The following is a 22,295-nucleotide window of genomic DNA, read 5'->3' on the forward strand; positions in this document are numbered from 1 at the left end:
CTCAGCGGTAGGCGTTGGGGGTGGAACAGGCGCGGTGCAGCAACGCGGTCAGCATGTGCAGGCCGTTGCGCATGTCCTGTTCGCTGGTGAATTCCGCTTCGTTGTGGGACACGCCATTGCTGCTCGGGATAAACAGCAGGCACACCGGGTAATGCCGGCTCAGGCTGATGGCGTCGTGGCCTGACACGGTGACGCTATTGCCGATGGGCAAGCGCAGTTGCTGGCCGACCCCGTAGGCCAGCTCGGCAAAACCGTGATGCAGGTGGCTCGGCTCACGCAGGGCGCGGCTTTCGATGCTGTAGTCAGTCGACGTGGCGCTGGCGGTGGCCTTGAGGCTGGCGTCCAGGCGCGCACCGGCTGCGGCCAGTAATTCGGTGTCGGGCGAGCGGTACTCGACATGCAACGTCACGCTGGAAGGCACCACGTTGGGGGAATTGGGATAGATCTCCAGGCGCCCCACCGAGCTGTGCAGCAGCACGCCGTGCAGGTCGGCCTCCGCCCGCACCGCAGTGATCGCGTGGGCGGCGGCCAGCAAGGCGTCCTTGCGCGCGGCCATGGGCGTAGGGCCGGTGTGGTTCTGTTCACCGATGAACCGAATCCGTTGCTTGAGGGCGGCCCAGGTGTCGCGCACCACACCGATGGCCAGCCCGTCGCGCTCAAGGCCATCACCTTGTTCGACGTGGATTTCCACATAACCGGCGACGTCCAGCTCGACGCGGCCCTCCCCCAGATAACCAATCTGCTGCAGCGCATGCTTGAGGCTGATGCCATCGCCATCGCGGCAGGCCCAGGCGTCCTGCAGGGCCAAGTCACCGGTGAACACGCTGCTGCCGATCAGGCTGGGCTGGAAACGCGCGCCCTCCTCGTTGGTCCAGTTCACCACCGCCAGGTTGCACGCCGGCGTTTCGCCGCGCTCGCGCAGTTGGCGAGCCAGGCTGGCCACCGCGACTGCGCCGGCCAGCACGCCATAGACCCCATCGAAACGCCCGGCACTCGGCTGGCTGTCGAGATGCGAGCCACACAGCACGTAGGGCGCTTCTGGATTAAAGGTGATCAAACCGAACATGTTACCCACTGCATCCACACGCACGTCAAAACCGCGTTCAGTCAGCCAGGCCGCGAACAGGTCGCGCACGGCGCCGTCTTCAGCCGAGGCGGCGAGGCGATGCAGCCCACCGGCCTTGGTCGCGCCGATGACCGAGGTGTCGCGGAACAGCGCCTCGAAGGTTTCAAGGTCCTGTTCACTGGGCACCAGCAACTCAGGGGTAAAGGATATCGACATGGGCTTGCTCCAGGCGGGTCGCAAAGTCGTTGGACGGCGCACGATTGGTGACCAGGGTCGTGATGGCGCTGAACGGCAGCGTATTGATAAAGGTGCGGTGGCCGAACTTGGCGTCATCGGCCAGGATCACGCTGCGCAGGCTGTGTTTGGTCAGTTCCCGGCGCAGCAGCGCCTCGGGCTCCTGGTAGTCCATGAACCCCAGCTCCAGGTCGACAGCGCCGATGCCCATGAAGGCAATGTCGTAGTGGAACTGTCGGACGAATTCCAGGGTGTGGGCGCCAATCAGCGCGTTGTCGTTGCGGCGCACATCGCCGGGCACCACCAGCACCTGGTTGGCGCTTTGCTCGGTGATCAGGCGGGCGATGTCCAGGGAGTTGGTGATGATGCGCAACTGGCTGAACGCGGTCAGTTGCTGGGCCAGGGCCAGGGTCGAGGTGCCGGTGTCGAGGAACAGCACCATGCCTTCGCTCACCAGCTTCGCTGCACACACCGCGATACGCGTCTTGGCCTGGGGCTTGATGCGGCTGCGCACCTGCAGCGGCTGTTCTTCGTTGAGCCGCGGCAGGATCGCGCCGCCGTGGATGCGCCGCAGCTTGCCGGCTTCTTCCAGGTACTTGAAGTCGCGGCGGATGGTTTCTTCGGAGACGAACAGCGCCTGCGCCAGGTCCGACGCCTTGACGCGCTGGTGTTGGGTGAGCAGGAGCATGATTTCGTCGAGACGTGGCTGGTTGAGCATAAAAGAGGTATTCCAGGGCAGGTTCAGGCGGCCGGTATTGCGCGCCCCACGGCGAAACGCGGCGCGAGCCGGTCCAGCGGGGAGCATAGAACGTAATACAGCCATGGACAGGGTCACGGGTACCTCTCACTCATCAGGGTGTGAAAGGGCAGGACAACACAAAGCGTTTATCACGGGCGGGCTTCTTTTGAGCCCACTCCGGGTTCAATCAATCAGGGCATCAGCATCGGGGGGAGGTGCTGATCCCAGGGGGCGATGGCTTCGACGGCCGCGCAGAATTGCAGCACCTGGGCGTCGGCAAAACGTGGGCCGATCACCTGCAGGCCAATCGGCAAACCGCTCGGGCTGAAGCCGCAGGGCAGGCTGGCAGCGGGGTTGCCGGTGATATTGAACGGATAGGTAAACGGCGTCCAGCGCGCCCAGGGCACCGCGCCCTCCTCGCCCGGCCAGCCGTCGGGGGCAACCCGGTCGGCGGCGAACGGCAGGATCGGCATCGTCGGCATCAGCAGTACGTCGTAGTCATTAAACAGCGCGTGTACCTGATTGGCGAACAGTGCACGTTGCTGCACAGCCTTGAGGTAGGCCGCCAGATCGTAATCGGCGGAGCGCTTGATCAGCGCAGCGAAACCCGGGTCCAGTTGGTCGAGGCGATCGGCCAGGGATTTGCCATAGGCGATCCCGCGCCCGCCGACCCACAGGGTTTCGAAGGTGGCCAGCGGGTCTTGCCAGTCCAGGTTCAGGGTGGTGACGGTGACCGGCAGCTCATCCGCAAGGTAATGCACCGCCGCTTCGACGGTGGCGGCGATGACCGGGTCCACCGGCGTATCGAACAAGGTCGGGCAATACGCCACACGCACGGGGCCCAGCGGTTGGTCGCAGCGCGCCAGGTAGGACTCGGTGGGCGCGGGCAAGGCCTGGTGATCCAGCGGATCGGGCCCGGAGAGGATATCGAAGAGCAACGCGCTGTCGCGCACGGTACGGGTGATCGGGCCGGCGTGGCTGAGCATTTCAGTGGCGGACCAGGGCCAGGTGGGGATGCGCCCCAGAGAGCCTTTAAGAGCGAATGCACCGCAAAAGGCGCCGGGAATGCGCACCGAACCGCCGCCGTCGGAACCCAGCGTGGCCGGGACCATGCGTGCTGCCACCGCAATGGCCGAGCCGGAACTGGATCCTCCGCTGGTGAGCTGGGGGTTCCAGGGGTTGCGGCCATTGCCGAAAACCCGGGAGGTGCTGGCGCCGGTCCAGCCGAATTCGGTGGTGGCGGTCTTGCCGAGGATGATCGCGCCGGCCTCCTTGAGGCGGCGGATGATCGGGGCGTCCTGGGTGGGGACGTTGTCCAGGCCGGTCAGCGAACCGCGGGTGGTGCGCAGATTGGCGGTGGAGAACAGGTCTTTGATGCCGAAGGGGATGCCGTGGAGCGGGCCACGAAATTGGTTGGCCTGCGCTTCTGCGGTCAGGATTTCAGCCTGCTCCCGCGCGGATTCGGTGTAGACGTCGCCGAAGGCATTCAGTGTGGGATTGTGGGTTTTGATGGCTTCGAGGCTTTGCTCGACCAGTTGCACAGGGGTCAGTGTGCCTTGGCGGATGCTTTCGGCTGCGTGCAGGACGCTGGGCATGTGGGTCAGTGAGGTATCAGTCTTCATTGAGCATCCTGGGACATCTGCGAAATGATCCAGCGGGTACGTCAATAGACGCCAAGGGAATGGAAGCTGTCAAGTTGGATTTGTTGCGTATGTGGGTTTTGTGGGATTTATTTTTGTCGGAGATTTGGCTTACGAAAACGGGCCGGTTTAGCCGAGGATTTGGCGAAACCTCCTATCAGTAGCAGTGGATAGCTCTGACTTCTTTCTCTTACAAACCTCTGCAAAGTCCCTCGCCTGATCACACAGCGCGAGGGAACGCCGATGTTTTTTTCGATTAATGCCCTGCCCGATGGGGCTGCCTCTTGAATCCCGCCCTAGGCAGGTTGGCCCTGGCTCCCATGGATGTGGAGACGAAGGACGTTGAAGCGGTCTTTCGTAATTTCAGGGAGTGCCTTAACTCGTTTGACGATTGGGCTGAGAGCTTCTGGAGCTTTTCGTCGCTGGAAGTCGAGCAGGTGTTCAAGGTTGGGGATGAGGTCGCGCTGGTCGCGCCTGTTTCCTCTAAAGCCCCCAGTACCACCGTTGCAATGTGCAAACCCAATGGTGCGCTGACCCTGGTGCATATGTTTGAGAGCAAGCGGTTTGTGCCGATCGGCAACACGCCGGTCATGCTCCAGGCCATCGCCGAGGACGGCAGCCTGATCGGTCCCCCCATTCATAAAACCATCGGCCCCAGCGGCATCCTCGAAATCACCGACTGCACGCGCGACCAGCAGTATCAGGTCAGCTTCTACCCCGATGTTTCCAAGGATCACGTCAAGGCGCTCTACGCCTCCTATCAGTCGGTGATCAGCTCACTGGAAAGCAGCTTGCGCAGTGAATGGACGAGCACCTTCGAAGAGCAGTGGAAACAGTACTCAAACGCCAGCGCCCTCGACCGTCGCAAGTTGATGGACGTCGCGTTTGTGCGAGGGATTACGAACACGCTGTACAGCCTTTGGGACGGTATTCCAAACCTGTACGACTGGCTGGCGGACATCAAACCCAATAGCGAAAAGTTGCTGCAGTACCTCTCCCAAGGCGAGCTTGAAGAGCTGTTGAAGCTCAGCAATGAGGCCATTGCCAACGGTCTTCTGGTGCTGAGCGATGAACCGCTGTTGTTCATCTATTTGTCGGCGATGGTCAGTTGGGCGCAATTGCTTCCGCCGCCGGAGATGAACGAGCTGCTGGGGGAAATGACTTCCGAGGTACTGCTCAACCTGCTGTTGCTGTTGGCCACCGGCGGCATGGGTGTGGCGGTGCGTTTGGGCCCGCAGGTGCTGGGCAAGGTCAGGTCCGGCCGGGCACGGGTGTTACTCGAGCAGATGGCCAAGTTGGGCGAGGCACCACGGCTGGACTGGCACCCCAGTGTGCTTAAGCCGGTGTCGCTTAAAAATGATCCAGTGTCGATCAAGGCAGCGGCCGTGCCGTTGAAGGCCGGTGTAAACGAGGTTTCGAATCCGGCAGCGCTGGTCCGAAAGCCTAAAGCAGCGCGCACGGCGCTGGTGAAGCAAGAACATGTGGATGATGCCCCGGCTTCGGCGAAAAACCCCAATGGGGATGCTTCGGTCTGTTCGGCGAATACCTATACCAATGGCTGCCCGGTTTCGATGGTTACTGGTGAGGAACTGCTGACCCTCACAGACGGCTCGTTGGAGGGTGTCCTGCCATTTGCCTGGACGCGGTTGTATCGCAGCAGTGCCGTGGAAGTGGATTGCGGGTTGGGGTTTGGCTGGAGTCATGCGCTGGCGCAGCGCTTGGTGGTGAGCGGCGAATCGGTGGTGTGGACCGATCACGAGAACCGCAGCACCACGTTTCCCCTGCCCTCTGCTGCACGGCCGGCGATCACCAATAGCCTGGCGGAAGCGGCGATTTATCTGGGCTCGTTGCCCGATGAACTGGTGCTGGCCCAGGCGTCGCTTTTCTACCACTTCCGTGACGGTGTGCTGACGGCGATCAGCGACGCTTACGACAACCGGCTGCGCATTGCCCGCGATTATTCCGGGCGGATTCAGCGGATCGATAACCATGTTGGTCAGGCATTGCTGCTGCGGTATGAGCGCGGCCATATCGTTGCAATCGACTATCAGGTGCACCGGGAACTCGGCTGGGTCACCGAACAGAACGTTGTTGCCTACAGGTATGACGACGCTTGGCGATTGATTGAAGCGACCAACGCTGTCGGCGAAAGCGAGCGTTATCGGTACGACGATCAGCAGGTGATCCTGGAGCGGGAACTGGCCGGTGGGGCGAGTTTCTTCTGGGAGTGGGAACGGTCCGGCAAGGCGGCAAGGTGCGTCCGGCACTGGGCCAGTTTTTCGCAGATGGACACGCGGTATGTGTGGGACGACAACGGCACGGTCACCGTGCACAACGCCGATGGCAGCCAGGAAGTCTACGTACACGACCAGCGCGCACGGCTGGTGCAGCGGATCGATCCGGACGGCGCGCAGCACTTCAAATCCTACGACGAAAAAGGCCGGCTGACGGTCGAGCAGAATCCGCTGGGAGCGGTGACGGCCTATCAGTACGACGAAGCCGGTCGGTTGATTGCGCTGTTTCCCGGGGACGATACGCCGACGTCCTACGAGCATGACAACGGGTTCGTACGGGTTGTGCGCCGTGGTGACGCGGTGTGGAAATACCAGCGTAACGATCAAGGCGATATCACTCGCAAGACTGATCCGGATGGCAATTACACCGAATACACCTACACCCAACACGGAAAGCTCACGGGTGTTTGGTATCCGGATAACAGCAGCCAACGCTTTATCTGGAACGAACGCGGCCAGCTCATTGAAGAAAAACTGGCGAATGGCGGTGTGCGGCGTTATCGCTATGACGAGCTGGGGCGGCAGGTGGCTTGCGAGGATGAGCATGGTGCGCTGACCCAGTATCAGTGGGACGCCGTAGGTCGTTTGCTGAAAGTGATTCAGCCTGACGGGGCCACACGCGAATTCAGCTACAACCCGTACGGAAAAATCACTGCTGAGCGCGACGAGTTGGGCCGCGTCACCCGCTACGAATACGCCGATGGTCTGCACCTGATCAGCCGCCGGATTAATCCGGACGGCACGCAGCTTAAATACCGTTATGACAATGTTCGGCTGTTACTGACCGAGATTGAAAACGAGGTCGGCGAAACCTATCGGCTCGACTATCACGCCAACGGCCTGATCCAGCAGGAAACCGGATTTGATGGGCGCCGCACCGCCTATGCCTACGACCTCGCCGGGCATCTGCTGGAAAAGACCGAATACGGCGATGACGGCAGTCAGTTGGTTACCGGTTATGCGCGCGATGCTGCCGGTCGCCTCGTAAGAAAAACCCTGCCTGACGGCAGCATTGTCGATTACACCTACGACCGCCTCGGCAATCTCCTCAGCGTCGACGACGGCCACTGGCCGCTGCATTACGAATACGACCTGCAAAACCGCCTCACCGCCGAACACCAGGGCTGGGGCACGTTGCGCTATGGATACGACGAATGCGGCCAACTCGAAAAACTACGCCTTCCGGATAACAACCGCCTCACCTTTCACCACGACAAAGGCGGCGACCTCGCCACCGTCGAACTCAACGGTAACCTGCTCACCTCGCACCTGTTCAAATCCGGCCGCGAACACCAACGCCAGCAGGGCCAACTCCTCAGCCACTACCACTATGACGACCAGGGCCGCCTGCACGCCCACGCGATCACCCAACAGGAACAACGCTACCAGCGCCGCCAATACAACTACGACAAACGCGGCAACCTCACCCGCATCCTCGACACTCGAAAAGGTCAGCACGACTACCACTACGACCCACTCGACCGCCTGACCCGCGCCAACCACTCGCACGATCTGCAGGAACGCTTCGTCCACGACCCGGCGGGCAACCTGCTGATGCAAGACCGCGTCGGTCCGAGCGTCGTCAAAGGCAACCGCCTGTTGATGCAAGGCGACCGTCATTACGACTACGACGCCTTCGGCAACCTCCTGCGCGAACGCCGGGGTCGGGCTCAGCAACTGGTCACTGAATACCGCTACGACCGCCAGCACCGACTGATCAGCGTCACCCAGCCGGACGGCACCGAAGCCACATATCGCTACGACCCGTTTGGACGGCGTATCGCCAAAACCCTCAACGGTCAGACCACCGAGTTCTTCTGGCAAGGCGAAACATTAATCGCCGAACACAGCACTGATAACCACCAAAGCTATATCTACGAACCCAACAGCTTCCGCCCGTTAGCACTGCTGAAAGGCTACGGCCCGGAAGACGTAAAGCCCTTCCACTACCAACTCGACCACCTCGGTACCCCGCAAGAACTCACCGCATCCGATGGCGAAATAGTGTGGTCAGCGCACTACCGCGCCTACGGCCAAATCGCGAAGCTGGACGTCAACACCGTTACCAACCCGCTGCGCTTCCAGGGCCAATACTTCGACCCGGAAAGCGGGCTGCACTACAACCGACATCGCTACTATAATCCGGATATTGGTCGTTATCTGACGCCCGACCCCGTGAAGCTGCCGGGTGGGCTGAACGGCTACCAATATGTGCCCAACCCGACGGGATGGGTTGACCCGCTTGGATTGAACACCTGCCCGGGTGGCGATGGATGTAAGCCGAAAGCCGTTGATAACGATCCTGCTAGAAAAGTAAAAGCCGATGAAGGTGTACCTTCGGCGCCAGTTATTAGAGGAGTTGATGCGGAAAGCTTGAATCGAACGCATAGTATCGAGGGGAAAAGATCAACCAAGCGAGTCGACGAAATCTCCCTCAGCATGCGGAGCAAGGGTTACGACACAAATGAGCCTATCGACGTGGTCGAGGTGAACGGGCAGCGCTATATTATCGACGGGCACCACCGAGCCTCAGCGGCAAGACGGACAAATACGCCAGTCACCATAAAATTGATAGAGAACCTAAATAGCCATAAGGGAACGCTCAAAAGTAAAGATGACGTAATAAACGCTTCGAATGCTGTTGGACTTGATAGGTTAGAAAGGCCGAGACGATGAAAAAGAACAACCTGGAGAATTTGATCCACGAATATCTATATCAGGTGAAAAGAGCGACTGATTTACTTGAGCGCACATTCGGAACAAAAAACATACTCCAGCTATGGCGCAGCAAAGAAATCCCGCAACGCGGGAGGATCACTGACAACATCTCCTACGAACTACACGGAATTGGCTGCAGAGTCGATTTTTCCGGAGTATGTATCGATTTCGACTATGGCCCAGACGAAAGAGTGGACGGCTTCGACCCGTGGCGGCTTTACATTTACGCATGCGAAGTACCACACCGGTACAAAAAGTACACCAACCAGAACACTCTCAAACTAGAATTCAATAATTATGTAGCGCAAGGAAAAGCACAAAAAATCACTGACTCCATGTCCAACCTATACTTCCTGAATCCTTGACCCTGCTCACCCCCTGACCAGCTGTCGCCAGGCGAACATTCGAGTTTACCCAGCGTAAAACTCACTCTTTCGCGGTAAACACTCCCCCTCAACTCCACGCCACCACCAACAACCCCGCCCCCAACACCAAACACAGCGGCGAGTAAAAAAATGTATCCAGCCGCGCAAACCGCGACCCGCCGACCTTCTTGAAAAAACCCACCAGCTCTGAATCCCCAATCGCCCGGGCAAACATCACCAGTGCTACTGCACTAATCCCCCACTGCAACGCATGGTTGGACACCGGCTCGAAATACAGCCCGGCCCGCAAACACACCAACACCGCAATCGCCACCAACCCCACACCCACCAGCAACGTTCCCAGTGCCGACGGCTTGAACGCCGGTCGCGGCCCGCTGGCGAATTCACCCGGCAGCTGCGGAATAGCCGCCGTCACACCCAATTTGCCGCCGGCCGCCCAGTACAAATGCACCAGGCTGATAAAGCCAAAAACCCCGACGATCCATCGCGCGACTAAAAAGCTCATGGCTGGATATCCTTGGAAAAGTCCGAGAGAGGATAGCCCTCTTGAGATTTTTTGCAGGCAATTCGTCGGCGGCTGATGGTAAAGTGCCGCCCCATGAAACTCGCCCGTACCGACCGCTCGCTCATTGCCTGGATGCTCTACTGCTGCGTCCTGTTCAATGTGTTCGCCTGCAGCATCGGCCACGGGCAAATGGTCGGGATGCAGCTCAACGGCATCGGCGGCCAGTTCTGTACGGTGGACCCGCGCACCCAGGCGCCGGCGCCTTACAAGTCCACCGATGAATCCCTGCCCACGCTCTCGAAAGCCTTCGGTTGCCCGCTGTGCTCCACCGGCGGCATGGGCCCGGCACTCAACTCCAGCCTCAACGTGGCGGTGCTTCCGCAACCCCATGCGCCGCCGCCCGCCATCGTTGCCAGTGCCGACATCCCTGCCCGCTTCACCTGGCCTGCGGCTAATCCGCGCGCCCCGCCCGCCTTCGCCTGATACCTGCACTTTTCTGATTGGCCCACGCGGCTGCCTCCCCCGGGAGTGCGGACGGCACTGGGTTGTTTTCAAGCCAAGTTTTTCAGGATTCAACCATGAAACATTTACCCCTTTTGGCGGGCCTGTTTGGCTGCCTGCCTGTCAGCACCTGGGCGATTGAGCTGGCACCGACCACCATTGATGGCGAGCAAACCGGTGATGCCGGCCTGGCCCTGGATCAGTCCAGTGGCATGGCCTCGCGCCTGGGGCTGAGCGTGCGGGAAACCCCGGCGTCCATCAGCATTGCCAACCGCAATGACATCGAGCGCCGAGGCGCCAAGACCTTCCAGGACGCGGCCAATACCCTGCCCGGGGTCAACGCCAGCGCGCCGCCGGGGTTTGGCGGTTTCATTTCCTATCGAGGGTTTACCAGCAGCCAGATTACCCAGATGTTCAATGGCGTCGCGGTGTCCGGCGGCCTGGCTCGCCCCGTGGATGCGTGGATTTATGACCGGGTCGAACTGGTGGGCGGGCCCTCCTCGCTGATCAACGGCGCCGGCTCCGTCGGTGGTTCGCTGAACTACGTGACCAAGCTGGCCACCCGTGAGGAACAGGCCGCCGAAGGTCAACTCACCTATGGCAGCTACGACACCGCCGGAATGGCCTTCGGCCTGAACCACGCCCTGACCGAGCCGGGCGCCGAGGTCCAGCATTACGCGCGCCTGGACGTAAGCCGCAACACCAACCACACCTATATCGATCGCCAACAGCGCGATGCCTGGAGCGTGGCGTTTTCCCTGCTGAGTGATTTCACCCCGAACCTGTCCCACACCCTGGCCCTGGAATATCAGGACGAACACGAGGACAGCCCCTACTGGGGCACACCGGTGCTCAACCCGAAGTCGGGCGAGTTGAAGATCGACAAACACAACCGCTTCAACAACTACAACGTGGCCGACGGTCGTTATGAGCAACGCACGATCTGGGTGCGCTCGATCATCGACTACCGGATCAATGACAGCACCACGCTGAAAAATACCCTCTATCACCTCGACAGCCAGCGCGACTATCGCAACCTGGAAACCTACCAGTACAACGCTGATAACAGCGCAGTGAATCGCTCGACGGCCTATCAGGTACGGCACCAGGGTGAGCAGAACGGCAACCAGTTCGAGCTGCGCCATGACGACACGTTCTTCGGCTTGAGCACCACGTGGTCGGGCGGCTTCGAGTACAGGGTCAACAGCACCACCAACAATCCGTTGAATGTGGCAGGCAACAGTACGGTGGATCCGAACAACTATGATCCCGGGCATTTCTATGACATCCCGGGCACCAAGCCCGGTTTCGATCCGGACAAGACCAACGCCGTCACCACCAAGGCATTGTTCCTCGAGAACCGCCTGGGCCTGACCGACAAGCTGTCGTTGCTCACCGGCCTGCGCTACGACGCGATTGACCTTGAAGTCACCAACCACCGGGATATCACCGCCAGCAATCCGCGGCATGTCAAACGCAGTTGGGAGCCGGTGACCGGGCGGATTGGCCTGACGTATCAGTTCATCCCGCAAGCCAATGTCTACGTGCAATACAGCACCGCCGCCGAACAGCCGAGCAGCACCACCCAGGTGTTCGATGTGTCCACCGGCAAGCAATGGGAAGTGGGCAGCAAGTTCGATTACCTCGACGGTCGCGGCTCCGCCACGGTGGCCGCCTACCGGATCGAGCGCAAGGACTTCGCCGTCACCGACCCGCTGGACCCGACCAATAGCATTCCGGTGGGCGCGCAGACGTCCAAGGGTATCGAGCTGGCCAGTTCGTTGCGGGTCACGCCCAAGCTATTGCTGGAGGGCAACTATGCGTGGGTCGATGCCGAATACGAGGACTTCAACGAGAAAACCGCCAGCGGTGCCGTGGTGTCGCGCAAGGGCAATACGCCGACCAATGTGCCCAGGCAGGTGGGTAATCTGTGGCTGACCTATGACTTTGCGGAGGATTGGCAGGGAGGTGTGGATGCGCGGTATGTGGCGTCGGTGTACGCCGATAACGCCAACACCCTGACGGTGCCGGCCTATACCTTGTTCGGGACGTTTTTGACTTACAAGGTGGATCAACACACCTCCGTGACGGGCCGGGTGCGCAACCTGACCAATGAGGTGTATGCCGAGTTTGCCCATGTGTCGCCGGCGTATTACCTGGGGTCGCCGAGGACGTTTGAGCTGGCGGTGCAGACGAAGTTCTAAAGCGCAGCAAGTTTCAAGGCAAGAATGAGGTCAGTGTGGGAGCGGGCTTGCTCGCGAAAGCGGTGAGTCAGTCAATACAAATGTTGGCTGAAAAACCGCTTTCGCGAGCAAGCCCGCTCCCACATTTTTGATCGCAATCGGGCTGTTATATCGGTGTTACTTCAGGCTGGCTTCGACCTTCTGCGCCACATCCTCAGTCAGCCACGCCTTCCAGACTTCCGGATGATCCTTGAGAAATGCCTGGGCGACCTCTCGCGGCTGGCTGTGCTTCTCGCTCATTTCGGCCAGCGCCTTGTTCAGCGGCTCGATCGGAAAGTCGACCTTGGCAAAGAACTCGGCGATCTGCGGATGCTCCTTCTGGAACGGCGTGGACACTCCGATGCTCAGCTTGGAGGCCAGGGAACGTGTAGGTTTCGGGTCAGGATTGTCTGCATCGGTCAGCGTTTTCCACGCCTCGGCATCAAATGGTGGCTCTTCCAGCTGGATCAGCTTGTAGCGCCCCATCAACGGTGTAGGCGACCAGTAATAGAACAGCACCGGCTTGCCCCGACGGATCGAGGAAGCAATCTCGGCATCCAGCGCAGCACCCGAACCACTGCGGAAATTCACATAGCTGTCGTCAAGCCCATAGGCCTTGAGCTTTTGCTTGTTGACCACTTCCGAGGTCCAGCCAATCGGGCTGTTGAGGAAACGGCCCTTGCTCGGTGCTTCCGGGTCCTTGAACACGTCCTTGTAGCGCGCCAGATCCTTCACGCTGCGCAGGTCCGGCGCGAGGGGCTTGATGCCTTTGGCCGGGTCGCCCTTGACCACGTACTCCGGCACCCACCAGCCTTCAGTGGCGCCCTTGACGATATCCCCAAGACCCACCACTTTGCCTTCGGCCTCGGCCTTGACCCACACCGGGCTGCGGCCGGCCCACTCTTCGCCGATCACCTGGATGTCGTTTTTCGCCAGGGCGGTTTCCAGGGTGATGGTGGTGCCGGGCAAGGTGTCGGTGGGCAAGTCATAGCCCTTTTCGACAATCACCCGCAGCACCTCGGTGATCAGGCTGCCGCTTTCCCAGTTCAGGTCGGCAAAATGAATCGGCGCCTGGGCCGCTGATACCGGCAGCGACGCCACCGACAGACTCAGGGTCGTCAGTGAGGCTGCCAACAGTGCTCGAATTCCTTTCATGCTTTGCACCTCATGCCTTACAGCAATCGCGAATGGCTTTGCTGTAACACCGCGAAGCCTCTGAATACTTAAGTCAACTCAACTGTAGTAGAGGTTCCGGGGAACATGGCAGGTTGCCGGTTTTTACGCAGGATTGTTCAGCCGCTGCAACTCGCGGCGCACCATGCTGGCGAATTCGGCGGGCTTGAGTTCATACAGTTGGCCGGCGACCCAGCTCAACCAGGCGCCCTGCAACTCGGCCTTGCGGGCAAACAATTGAGCCGCCGTGGCTTGGGCATCGAGCAGGTGCTGCTCGTGGAACTGCGCCCTACCCTGGCTCATTACTCGCTGGCCTTGAAGGTCACGAGTTCACCCTTGCGCCATTTGGCGGCCTTGCCGGTGACGGCCTTCAGGGTCTTGGTCAGGCCTTCTACCAATTGCTCATTGGCGGCAAACACCAGCATCACGCTGTGGCCTTCCTTGAACACAATGCCCTGGCCTTCGGCCGAGGACACAAAGGCGTAATCGCCCAGGCCATACACCGTCAACTTGATATCGCGAAACTTCAGTTCGAACTTGCCGCCTTCGCGGCTGGGCAATACAGCGGCCCGGAAATGATCACCGACCTTGAGTTCCAGGCGCGGCTTGTCGTCCACCACCAATGCCGCTTCGGTATCGATCTCGGCGATGTAGATACCTTCAGGTGTCTGCTCAGTGACGTAGACGAAACGGGATTGAAACTGCTTGACCAACTTTGCGCGCAAATCACCCAGCACGAATAACGCGTGCATATCCAGATTACTGACTGCCAAGGAAACGCCCCCACATCAAAAGGGTGCTGTCCGCCCAAGCGGGCAGCACAAAAAAACGGCCGGAAACGGCACGATCACACAACAAATCCACTGATAAAAACTGAAGAAGATCACGCTGCCAGGCCATGAGACTAGTACAGGCGTGCCCGACGCACCTTACGCAGGTCGCCAGGCGTTGCAGGAAATCACAGGTTTAACGACCAGAGAATACTGGCCGACCCACTTCAGACAATAACCCTTTAAAAAATGCAGTTTCCGACATCCAACACAGAAACTAATGCTTTGGATGGAACCGGACGCCGGACACTGACGACAATACTAAAACAGCAACACGGGTCAAAACCACTCGAAATACTGCAAGCGGGTACGCAATGTCGATCGACAGGAGCTGATTATGCAACGACCTCAACCGATTGCCACACCTTCGAACACAGGTTCATCTTTTATCGATGACGGGCAATTCTACTCCCTATACACCCACGACAGTTGCCTGCATTCGGCGCTCTATCGGGTCGTCCCCGCCGGGAGAAACTTTTTCCATATCCTTGAAGTGCCCAGTGGGCGGATCAAAGGTTTTCGCAGCGGCCATAGCCAGGCCTGCGAACTGGCCCGACAGCTGGAAGCCATCCTGCAAGCGCCGCACGGCTGAGGCGCGGCTGGCGTTTCGTCATCTGGTTGACTTTACTGCGCCGCCAGCGCGTAACAACTGCCATACTGGTCCGTCCATTGAGATTTGTGCCCTTGCGGTTCAGGTTTCATCAGCGCAATTACCTCCAAGGGAAGGCTATACGTGACGGAATTTGATATTGGCGAATTTTTCATCCATGGCGAAGCCAGGGAAGTAGACGGTGAGTTCCAGGCCGTGATTGTGATGCGGGCCAAGGCTCCCCTGACCACCGTGACGACTCACCAGGTAGAAAAGGACCGCTGGTTCAAAACCGTAGACGCTGCCAACACGGCTGCCAAGGAAGCCGCAAAAGCCCTTAAGGCCGCCGTTGATTCCGGCGCGCTGACCTCCTGATTACCCGGCGCGACAATCCGATCGAACTCTGTCCCGCAACAACCCTCCCATGCATACGATGATCAGCCCGCATGGAGAACGATATGGAAGCGCAGACCTACACCCTCGAAGACCTGTTTGAACAACTTGGACTGGAATCGTCCCCCGAGGCGATTGACGCCTTTATCGGCAAACACACCCTGCCCAATGACGTAAAGCTGATTGACGCGGATTTCTGGTCACCGCAACAAGCCCAATTTCTTAAAGATGAACTGCGTGAAGACGCAGTCTGGGCAATTGCGGTCGATGAGCTGAACCAGCGCCTGCACCAGCAACCCTGAGCCTTCAATGCAGGCTGTCTGACTGCTCCAGGTGCAACAGCGCCTCCCAGGCAGCCCTGCACTCTTCAGCCTCATCGCGGCTGGCGAACGCCGTGCCGCGCTGCTCGCCATTGAGCAACACTACCCAACAGGCCTTTTGCCCCAGTGCACGCAGGGTGGGCGGTACGCCACTGCCAATCATCACAGCCACGTCGACTTTGGTTTGCATGGAGCGCCTCCGGAAAATTAGTTAGCTGGCTAACAATGTTTGCCATGCTACGGTTTTCTTCCAGTTGGAAAAAGCTATCCCCGGAATAGCTCCCTTGCATAACCTGCAACAATCCCCCGCTGAATCAGCGCCCCTCGGGTTTGTAGCCCAGGCGCAAGCCACCCCAATGCCGGCCATTGACCGTGATCGGCACCGACAGATCGTGCATCAACTCCCCGGTATCGCGAGTGTAGGTCTGCAACAACACCGCCTGCTGGTGGCTGCCGCAGCGGATTCCCGTGCGGTCTTCAAACTTGCGCTTGGTACGATTTTGTACCGCGTCCACTTGGGCATCGCCGGTCAGCGCTTGGGAGAACACCTTGTTGTGGGTTGGCACATAACCCTGTGGCGTGCAGGCGATGGCGAATACCAGGCCCTCATGCCGGGGCAGCAGGGCCTCCTGGATGGCCGGCAGCACCTGGTCGGTGTAGCCGTCAAAACGCGTGTGGTACTTGCTTGGCCGCGTGTTGGGAATGGCGGTGTAGCTGCGGTCGAACAGGTCATCGAGGCTGATGCGGTTTTGCAGGACGTCGGCTTCAAACTGCGCGGCGATGCGGCTCGCGCCTTCGCGGGCCAGGTCATAGATGCGCTGGTGGTAGTCGTCCAGGCCGACCTCGGCAAGGCGCTCGCTGATGGTTTCAGCCTGGCCTTCCATTTGTACGGCGGCGGCGGCCAACTGTTGGGTCTGCTGGTCGCTGACGGTCAAATCGCTGCGCATCTGCTCCACCGCATGGAACAAGCTGTCGAGTTGGGCGCGGTTGGTGTCGGTGCCCTGAGCGATTTCATTGACCTGGCCTTCGACATCCGCTGCCAGGCTGGCGATGCTGTCCAGTTGCTCGCCGGCGTGCTCCACCTGCTCTACACCGGATTGCAGATCCGCCGACAATTGCCGGATCTGCTCCACCACCTGGGCGGTACGCTGCTGGATATCCGCCACCATCACCCCGACTTCATCGGTCGCCGTGGCGGTTCGCCCAGCCAGGCCACGCACCTCGTCGGCGACCACCGCAAACCCGCGACCATGCTCACCGGCCCGCGCGGCTTCAATCGCCGCGTTCAAGGCCAGCAGGTTGGTCTGGCTGGCGATCGACTGGATCACCAGGGTGACGCGCTGGATTTCTTCGCTGCGCTGGCTCAAGGCCTCGATCAATTGACGGCTGTCGTTGGCGCGCTGGCTGAGCTGGTGCATGCGGGTGATGGACTGCGCCAGCACCTCGCGCCCTTCGGTACTGCGCTGATGGGCCTGGCTGGCCGCGCCGAGGGCCTGGCGGCTCAGTTGCGAGGTGACCTGCTCGGTGCCGATCATCACTTCGGCACTGCTGACGATCTGCTTCGCCGCGCCCAATTGAGATTGCAGCCTGGCCGCCAGTTGCTTGACCGAATAGGCCACGCCGGCAGCAGACAGTGCGTTATGGCTGGTGGTGTAGGACAGGTCGCGGGTCAGCTCGCCGATTGCATCGGTGGCTTCGGCCGGTGCGGCATTGTGGGTGCGATGTTTCAGGCGGGGCAGCCAGATCAGCAGCAGGGCCACCGGCAGGCACAGGTAAATCGAGAGTTGGGCGAACGCCAGGCCCAACAGCAACAGCACCAGGGCGGTACTTTGCAGGAGCGGCGTCAACCAGCCGGGCAACTGTCGCGCCACCACGGGTGGTGACACTGCTGCGCCCATGAGAGATCCGTCTCCAGCCATGTTCGTTACCCCGCTGCTTGTCGTTATTGTGACTGCATTAGACGCCACTATGTGGCCATTATCCATGGGCCTTTAGTGGGGGGCTTGCAGCAGATCAATAGACAGCGGTAATACGGGCGAAATCTATGTAGGAGCGAGCTTGCTCGCGAAGAACCTGAGAGCACCGTTGGGTATCAGGTTTCCCGCGTTATCGTGAACGACCTTCGCGAGCAAGCTCGCTCCTACACGGGGGGCATCAGGCTTGACGCTGGTGCTTGTCGATTTGCTCGTGGCGCTCTTGCGCTTCGATGCAGTACTTGGTGGTCGGGCTGATCAGCAGGCGCTTGAGGCCGATAGGCTCGCCGCTGTCATCGCACCAGCCGAAGGAGTCTTCCTTGATACGGCCCAGGGCCTGCTCAAGTTGCGGCAGCATGCGCTGGTCGCGGTCGATGGCGTTCACCAGCCAGGTGCGCTCTTCTTCGACAGAAGCAGCGTCGGCCGGGTCTGCCGGGGTGTCCAGGCTTTCAATGGCGATGCGGTTCTGCTCGATGCGCTCGTGGTGTTCCACTTTCATGTCCTGCAACAACTTCTCGAAAAAAGCGTGCTGCTCGGCATTCATGTAGTCATCCGCCGGCATGGCCAGCAACTTTTCCTTTGTCATTGATTTCTCTATAAAAAATACGTGCATTAAGGCGAATAAGGGAGCGTTCCGGCCGACCTCTGCAGGTCTCGGAAAGGCGCCGTCCATTTCAAGCGCCACCCGGCACTCAATTTACGAGGGGCGGCAGTCTAAGGCCGACTTGAGGGCTCAGCAACTGAAATGACAGGCATTTTTTCCAAGATAACCCGCAAAGGCACCAGGACGGGCTCGGCGAATGGTCATCGGAGTGCGTTTATAGCAAGAAATTCAGTGTTGTGGAGCTATATAGAAGACAAACGGTTAAATGTGGGAGCGGGCTTGCTCGCGAAGGCAGTGTGTCAGTCACTGAATGTTTAACTGATACACCGTCTTCGCGAGCAAGCCCGCTCCCACATTTTGACCGATGCGGCCTTGAGGACCGTGTCAGCGCTTGAGTTTGCGCTTGTTGCGATATTGGTCGATCACCACCGCCACCACGATGATCAGGCCCTTGATGATGTCTTGGATGTACGCATCCACGCCGACGAAGGTAAACCCGCTGGCCATCACGCCGAGAATCAACGCGCCGATCACGGTGCCGGTGATGCGCCCTACCCCGCCCGCCAGGCTGGTACCGCCGATCACCGCAGCGGCAATCGCGTCCAGCTCATAGGACATGCCCATGCCCGCCTGCCCGGTGGCCGCCCGTGCCGACGCCACTACACCGGCCAGGCCTGCCAGCAGGCCGGCGATGCTGTAGACGATGATCAGGTGGCGCTTGACGTTGATGCCCGAGGTGCGCGCCGCCTGCATGTTGCCGCCGATGGCGTAGGTGTACTTGCCGTACTTGGTGTAGCGCAGGGCGATATGGAAGATCACCGCCACCACCAGGAAGATCACCACCGGCATCGCGCCGTGGCCGATGGCCGTGTAGGAGTCCGAGAGCATGCTCACCGGCTGGCCTTCGGTGTAGTAACGCGCCAGGCCACGGGCCGAGACCATCATGCCGAGGGTCGCAATAAACGGTGGAATCCCGGTGACCGCAATGATACTGCCGTTGATCGCCCCCGCCAGCAGCCCCACGCCCAGGCCCATCGCCACCGGTATCCACACCGGCAGGTCAGTCAATGACGGAAACACCGCACGGGAAAAGTCGGAAGTCTGCGCCAGGCTGGCGGCGATCATCGCCGACAACGCCAGCACCGAGCCCGAGGACAAATCGATACCGGTGGTGATGATCACCTGGGTCACGCCAATCGCCAGCAGGCCGATGATCGACACTTGCAGGATCATCAATACAAGGCGCTGGGAGTTCATCAGGAAGCTCTGGTCGCGCACGATCCAGCCGAACAACTCAAACACCAGGCCGATGCCAATCAGCACCAGCAGGATGCTCAGCTCGGTGGGCATGCGTCGACGGTGCTTGACCGGCGCCGCAGCGGGCTTCTTTTCCTCGGGTTTGCTTTCCAGTATCGCGTTCATAACCACTCACCTTTTTTATCGCGTTGCGCCGGCCACAACGGGCCGGCGCCGTCTGTTCGTTAGTGGACCGCCGTCATACCGGAAGCCAGTTGCATGACTTTTTCCTGGGTCGCATCCGCGCGGTCCAGGGTGCCCATCAGGTCGCCTTCGTGCATCACCATCACCCGGTCGCTCATGCCCAGCACCTCGGGCAGCTCCGAGGAAATCATGATCACCGCCATGCCTTCGCTGGCCAGGTAGGAAATCAACCGGTAGATCTCGGCCTTGGCGCCCACGTCGATACCGCGGGTGGGTTCGTCGAGGATCAGCAGCCGTGGGTTGGTCATCAGCCAGCGGGCCAACAGGGCTTTTTGCTGGTTGCCACCGGACAAGGTGTCGATGCATTGCTCCAGCGACGGGGTTTTCACCCGCAGCTTGGTGCACATGTCTTCACACAGGGCACGCAGGGCTTTTTGCTGGATAAAACCATTGCCGGAGTAATGCGGCAGCACAGCCATCTCCATGTTTTCCAGCACCGACAGGCAGGGGAACAGGCCGCTGAGCTTGCGGTCTTCGGTCAGCAGCGCGAAGCCCTTCTCGATGGCCATGTGCGGGTCGGTGATGCGCACGGTCTTGCCGTCCAACTGGATCTCGCCGCCGGAGCTTGGGGTGATGCCGAAAATGGTTTCGGCCACATTGGTCCGCCCGGAGCCCATCAGCCCGGCGATACCGAGAATTTCCCCGGCATGCAGGTCGAACGACACGCCCTGGAATACCCCATCCAGGCGCAGGTCGCGCACCGACAGCAGCAGATTGCCGATGGGCTTGTCACGCACCGGGAACAGCTGGCTCAGCTCACGCCCCACCATCATCGAGATCAGGCTGTCGCTGTCCATGCTGTCGGCCCGTTGCAGGCCGATATAGGCGCCATCGCGGAACACCGCCACTTCATCGGCGATGGCGAATACTTCGTTCATTTTATGGGTGATGTAGATGATGCCTTTGCCCTGGGACTTGAGGTCGGCAATGATCGAGAACAGGTGGGCCACTTCCTTGTCGGTAATGGCGGAGGTCGGTTCATCCATGATCAGGATGTCGGAGTCATAGGACACCGCCTTGGCAATCTCGACCATCTGCCGCTCGGCAATGCTCAGGTTGCCGACGTGTTCCTCCGGGTCGAGGTTGATCCGCAGCCGCTCCAGCAATTGCGCGGTGCAGCGGTGCATTTCCCGGTGGTTGACCATGTGCAGGCCGTTGAGCTGTTCGCGACCGATCCAGATGTTCTCGGCGATGCTCATGTGCGGCATCAGGTTGAGTTCCTGGTGGATCATCGCGATCCCGGCCTTCTGCGCTGCCAGCGGTGTTTCGAATTTGATCGGCTTGCCACGCAAGCGGATTTCACCGGCGTCGGGCTGATAGATGCCGGCGATGATCTTCATCAGTGTCGACTTGCCCGCGCCGTTCTCGCCCATCAGCGCCAGCACCGAGCCGGGGCGCACCCGCAGCTGCACATCGGCCAGGGCCACGACGCCGGGAAAGCCTTTGCTGATGTTGGAGATCTCCAGCAGATAGGGTTCTTCCAGTACCAAGGGCTGGATACCGGGAGGCTGGGAAGCAGTCGCTTGAGCAAACATATCGGGTACTCCGTCAGCAGGGCCGCCGTGGCTGCCCTGCCGGTTTATTGTTGTTATTAAGGGCTACTTGAAGTCTTTGACGTTGTCCGGGGTGATCAGCTTGAACGGGATCACCACGTTCTGCTCGACCGGCTCGTGCCTGGCCATCTTGCGCGCCGCTTCCACCGAACCCACGGCCTGGCCATTGGCGTCCTGGAACGCCGACGCGGCCATGTCGCCCTTGGTAATCGCGTTCAAACCGTCCGGTGTGCCATCCACCCCGGCGATCAACACGGTGCCCGGCTTGGTGCCCGCCGACTTCAACGCCATGGACGCACCGATGGCCATCTCGTCGTTGTTGGCCAGCACCGCGTTGAATTCACGGCCTTGGGTCAGCCAGTCGTTGACCAGGGTCATGCCCTTGTCACGCAGCCAGATGCCGGTCTGTTCCTGCTCGATGGTGATGCCTGGGTATTTGGCCAGGACTTCCTTCACCCCCTTGGTGCGGTTGGTGGTGGAGTTGTTCGCCAGGTCACCCAGCAGGATCACGATCTTGCCCTTGCCGCCGAGCTTTTCGGCGATGTACTGCATTTGCAGACGGCCCGCCTCGACGTCATTGGAGGTCACGGCCACGATGCCTTTGGGCAGATCCGTCTGGTCGGGACGACGGTTGACGTACACCAGCGGAATGCCCGCCGCGAGGGCCGCTTTACTGATATTGGCGGTAGACGCCGTGTCGACCGGGTTGACGATGATGGCGTCGACTTTCTGGCTGATAAAGTTCTCGACCTGGCTCAGTTGCTTGACCACATCGGCGCGGGCGTCTTCGAACTGCAGCTGCACGCCGTCACCCTTGGGGTAGGACTTGGCTTGCTTGTCCATGTCTTCACGCAGGTAAGTCAGGAAGGTGTCATCGAACGCCGACATGCTCACGCCCACCTTGATATCGGCCGCCGTGGCGAAACCACTGGCGAGCATCATGGACAGGGCCAGCGCGGTAAAACGGATCGGGGTCTTCATGAACGGTCTGTCTCCAATTTCTTGTTGGTTTTGTGGACGTTGCGTTTTTCAGAGCGAAGCGGTCGGCAGTCGAA

At 60.0% G+C, this 22,295-nt stretch carries 20 protein-coding genes and 1 pseudogene; 7 read left to right on the forward strand and 14 right to left on the reverse strand.

The window, feature by feature from the left end; genetic code table 11:
• Position 1 precedes the first annotated feature (1 nt).
• From C0058_RS18580 to C0058_RS18590, 3 genes are all read right to left on the reverse strand, one after another.
• Positions 2–1,282, reverse strand: a complete 1,281-nt coding sequence (locus C0058_RS18580; RefSeq protein WP_102369286.1) for a M20 family metallo-hydrolase — start codon at positions 1,280–1,282, stop codon at positions 2–4.
• A complete protein-coding gene (locus C0058_RS18585) occupies positions 1,260–2,018 on the reverse strand; it encodes a DeoR/GlpR family DNA-binding transcription regulator (protein WP_008433061.1) in 759 nt (252 codons plus the stop codon). Before C0058_RS18585 ends, C0058_RS18580 begins: the two co-directional genes overlap by 23 nt.
• 212 nt (positions 2,019–2,230) lie before the next feature.
• Complete coding sequence (locus C0058_RS18590) at positions 2,231–3,634, reverse strand: amidase (RefSeq protein ID WP_102370280.1); 1,404 nt, start codon at positions 3,632–3,634, stop codon at positions 2,231–2,233.
• Positions 3,635–3,999: 365 nt separating this feature from the next.
• Between C0058_RS18590 and C0058_RS18595 the strand changes: the two genes are divergently transcribed.
• The gene (locus tag C0058_RS18595; protein ID WP_102369287.1) at positions 4,000–8,649 is read left to right on the forward strand and encodes an RHS repeat-associated core domain-containing protein; all 4,650 of its coding nucleotides are present in this window, start codon (positions 4,000–4,002) and stop codon (positions 8,647–8,649) included.
• Positions 8,646–9,056 (forward strand): hypothetical protein, encoded by a 411-nt coding sequence (locus C0058_RS18600; RefSeq protein WP_102369288.1) that lies wholly within the window; start codon positions 8,646–8,648, stop codon positions 9,054–9,056. The genes C0058_RS18595 and C0058_RS18600 overlap by 4 nt, the downstream gene beginning before the upstream one ends.
• A gap of 88 nt (positions 9,057–9,144) precedes the next feature.
• Here C0058_RS18600 and C0058_RS18605 read toward each other — a convergent pair whose 3' ends face one another.
• A complete protein-coding gene (locus tag C0058_RS18605) occupies positions 9,145–9,582 on the reverse strand; it encodes a DUF3995 domain-containing protein (protein WP_003214721.1) in 438 nt (145 codons plus the stop codon).
• 93 nt (positions 9,583–9,675) lie between these two features.
• Here C0058_RS18605 and C0058_RS18610 point away from each other — a divergent pair, with 93 nt between their 5' ends.
• Together C0058_RS18610 and C0058_RS18615 are read left to right on the forward strand one after the other, a co-directional pair.
• The gene (locus C0058_RS18610) at positions 9,676–10,065 is read left to right on the forward strand and encodes a DUF2946 domain-containing protein (protein WP_003214719.1); all 390 of its coding nucleotides are present in this window, start codon (positions 9,676–9,678) and stop codon (positions 10,063–10,065) included.
• 95 nt (positions 10,066–10,160) lie between these two features.
• Positions 10,161–12,287, forward strand: coding sequence for a TonB-dependent siderophore receptor (locus C0058_RS18615; RefSeq protein ID WP_102369289.1), 2,127 nt, complete (start codon positions 10,161–10,163; stop codon positions 12,285–12,287).
• 156 nt (positions 12,288–12,443) lie between these two features.
• Here C0058_RS18615 and C0058_RS18620 read toward each other — a convergent pair whose 3' ends face one another.
• From C0058_RS18620 to C0058_RS18630, 3 genes are all read right to left on the reverse strand, one after another.
• The gene (locus tag C0058_RS18620; RefSeq protein WP_008437166.1) at positions 12,444–13,460 is read right to left on the reverse strand and encodes an ABC transporter substrate-binding protein; all 1,017 of its coding nucleotides are present in this window, start codon (positions 13,458–13,460) and stop codon (positions 12,444–12,446) included.
• Positions 13,461–13,583: 123 nt separating this feature from the next.
• The gene (locus C0058_RS18625) at positions 13,584–13,781 is read right to left on the reverse strand and encodes a hypothetical protein (protein WP_008437165.1); all 198 of its coding nucleotides are present in this window, start codon (positions 13,779–13,781) and stop codon (positions 13,584–13,586) included.
• Positions 13,781–14,230, reverse strand: coding sequence for a hypothetical protein (locus C0058_RS18630; RefSeq protein WP_003214715.1), 450 nt, complete (start codon positions 14,228–14,230; stop codon positions 13,781–13,783). Before C0058_RS18630 ends, C0058_RS18625 begins: the two co-directional genes overlap by 1 nt.
• Before the next feature lie 415 nt (positions 14,231–14,645).
• Between C0058_RS18630 and C0058_RS18635 the strand changes: the two genes are divergently transcribed.
• The 3 genes from C0058_RS18635 to C0058_RS18645 all read left to right on the forward strand — a co-directional run bounded on the left by C0058_RS18635 (position 14,646) and on the right by C0058_RS18645 (position 15,592).
• Positions 14,646–14,900: a hypothetical protein gene (locus tag C0058_RS18635; protein WP_083853233.1), complete on the forward strand. Its 255-nt coding sequence runs from the start codon at positions 14,646–14,648 to the stop codon at positions 14,898–14,900.
• 141 nt (positions 14,901–15,041) lie between these two features.
• The gene (locus C0058_RS18640) at positions 15,042–15,272 is read left to right on the forward strand and encodes a hypothetical protein (RefSeq protein WP_003214713.1); all 231 of its coding nucleotides are present in this window, start codon (positions 15,042–15,044) and stop codon (positions 15,270–15,272) included.
• Positions 15,273–15,355: 83 nt separating this feature from the next.
• Positions 15,356–15,592: a DUF2789 domain-containing protein gene (locus C0058_RS18645; protein WP_087694069.1), complete on the forward strand. Its 237-nt coding sequence runs from the start codon at positions 15,356–15,358 to the stop codon at positions 15,590–15,592.
• 4 nt (positions 15,593–15,596) lie between these two features.
• Here the strand turns inward: C0058_RS18645 and C0058_RS18650 are convergent, their stop codons facing one another.
• The 7 genes and pseudogenes from C0058_RS18650 to C0058_RS18675 all read right to left on the reverse strand — a co-directional run bounded on the left by C0058_RS18650 (position 15,597) and on the right by C0058_RS18675 (position 22,221).
• Positions 15,597–15,800: a hypothetical protein gene (locus C0058_RS18650; RefSeq protein ID WP_003214710.1), complete on the reverse strand. Its 204-nt coding sequence runs from the start codon at positions 15,798–15,800 to the stop codon at positions 15,597–15,599.
• Between the two features lie 124 nt (positions 15,801–15,924).
• Positions 15,925–17,595: a methyl-accepting chemotaxis protein gene (locus C0058_RS18655; protein ID WP_371318872.1), complete on the reverse strand. Its 1,671-nt coding sequence runs from the start codon at positions 17,593–17,595 to the stop codon at positions 15,925–15,927.
• Between the two features lie 60 nt (positions 17,596–17,655).
• Positions 17,656–17,742, reverse strand: a pseudogene (locus C0058_RS33080) (outer membrane lipoprotein carrier protein LolA); the annotation flags it as partial.
• 22 nt (positions 17,743–17,764) lie between these two features.
• Positions 17,765–18,169: a TraR/DksA C4-type zinc finger protein gene (locus C0058_RS18660; protein ID WP_003214706.1), complete on the reverse strand. Its 405-nt coding sequence runs from the start codon at positions 18,167–18,169 to the stop codon at positions 17,765–17,767.
• 402 nt (positions 18,170–18,571) lie between these two features.
• Positions 18,572–19,609: an ABC transporter permease gene (locus C0058_RS18665; protein WP_003214704.1), complete on the reverse strand. Its 1,038-nt coding sequence runs from the start codon at positions 19,607–19,609 to the stop codon at positions 18,572–18,574.
• Positions 19,610–19,668: 59 nt separating this feature from the next.
• On the reverse strand, positions 19,669–21,222 hold the full coding sequence (locus C0058_RS18670) for a sugar ABC transporter ATP-binding protein (protein ID WP_087694121.1): 1,554 nt from the start codon (positions 21,220–21,222) through the stop codon (positions 19,669–19,671).
• A 63-nt stretch (positions 21,223–21,285) separates the two neighbouring features.
• Positions 21,286–22,221 (reverse strand): sugar ABC transporter substrate-binding protein, encoded by a 936-nt coding sequence (locus C0058_RS18675; protein WP_003214701.1) that lies wholly within the window; start codon positions 22,219–22,221, stop codon positions 21,286–21,288.
• Between the last annotated feature and the right edge of the window lie 74 nt (positions 22,222–22,295).

It is taken from the genome of Pseudomonas sp. NC02, assembly GCF_002874965.1.
Taxonomy (GTDB): domain Bacteria; phylum Pseudomonadota; class Gammaproteobacteria; order Pseudomonadales; family Pseudomonadaceae; genus Aquipseudomonas.

Bases quoted from the DNA above. Each gene is read 5' to 3' on its own strand.
- C0058_RS18580 (WP_102369286.1), bottom strand. From the start codon at position 1,282: ATGTCGATATCCTTTACCCCTGAGTTGCTGGTGCCCAGTGAACAGGAC.
- C0058_RS18585 (WP_008433061.1), bottom strand. From the start codon at position 2,018: ATGCTCAACCAGCCACGTCTCGACGAAATCATGCTCCTGCTCACCCAA.
- C0058_RS18590 (WP_102370280.1), bottom strand. From the start codon at position 3,634: ATGCCCAGCGTCCTGCACGCAGCCGAAAGCATCCGCCAAGGCACACTG.
- C0058_RS18595 (WP_102369287.1), top strand. From the start codon at position 4,000: ATGGATGTGGAGACGAAGGACGTTGAAGCGGTCTTTCGTAATTTCAGG.
- C0058_RS18600 (WP_102369288.1), top strand. From the start codon at position 8,646: ATGAAAAAGAACAACCTGGAGAATTTGATCCACGAATATCTATATCAG.
- C0058_RS18605 (WP_003214721.1), bottom strand. From the start codon at position 9,582: ATGAGCTTTTTAGTCGCGCGATGGATCGTCGGGGTTTTTGGCTTTATC.
- C0058_RS18610 (WP_003214719.1), top strand. From the start codon at position 9,676: ATGAAACTCGCCCGTACCGACCGCTCGCTCATTGCCTGGATGCTCTAC.
- C0058_RS18615 (WP_102369289.1), top strand. From the start codon at position 10,161: ATGAAACATTTACCCCTTTTGGCGGGCCTGTTTGGCTGCCTGCCTGTC.
- C0058_RS18620 (WP_008437166.1), bottom strand. From the start codon at position 13,460: ATGAAAGGAATTCGAGCACTGTTGGCAGCCTCACTGACGACCCTGAGT.
- C0058_RS18625 (WP_008437165.1), bottom strand. From the start codon at position 13,781: ATGAGCCAGGGTAGGGCGCAGTTCCACGAGCAGCACCTGCTCGATGCC.
- C0058_RS18630 (WP_003214715.1), bottom strand. From the start codon at position 14,230: ATGCACGCGTTATTCGTGCTGGGTGATTTGCGCGCAAAGTTGGTCAAG.
- C0058_RS18635 (WP_083853233.1), top strand. From the start codon at position 14,646: ATGCAACGACCTCAACCGATTGCCACACCTTCGAACACAGGTTCATCT.
- C0058_RS18645 (WP_087694069.1), top strand. From the start codon at position 15,356: ATGGAAGCGCAGACCTACACCCTCGAAGACCTGTTTGAACAACTTGGA.
- C0058_RS18650 (WP_003214710.1), bottom strand. From the start codon at position 15,800: ATGCAAACCAAAGTCGACGTGGCTGTGATGATTGGCAGTGGCGTACCG.
- C0058_RS18655 (WP_371318872.1), bottom strand. From the start codon at position 17,595: ATGGATAATGGCCACATAGTGGCGTCTAATGCAGTCACAATAACGACA.
- C0058_RS18660 (WP_003214706.1), bottom strand. From the start codon at position 18,169: ATGACAAAGGAAAAGTTGCTGGCCATGCCGGCGGATGACTACATGAAT.
- C0058_RS18665 (WP_003214704.1), bottom strand. From the start codon at position 19,609: ATGAACGCGATACTGGAAAGCAAACCCGAGGAAAAGAAGCCCGCTGCG.
- C0058_RS18670 (WP_087694121.1), bottom strand. From the start codon at position 21,222: ATGTTTGCTCAAGCGACTGCTTCCCAGCCTCCCGGTATCCAGCCCTTG.
- C0058_RS18675 (WP_003214701.1), bottom strand. From the start codon at position 22,221: ATGAAGACCCCGATCCGTTTTACCGCGCTGGCCCTGTCCATGATGCTC.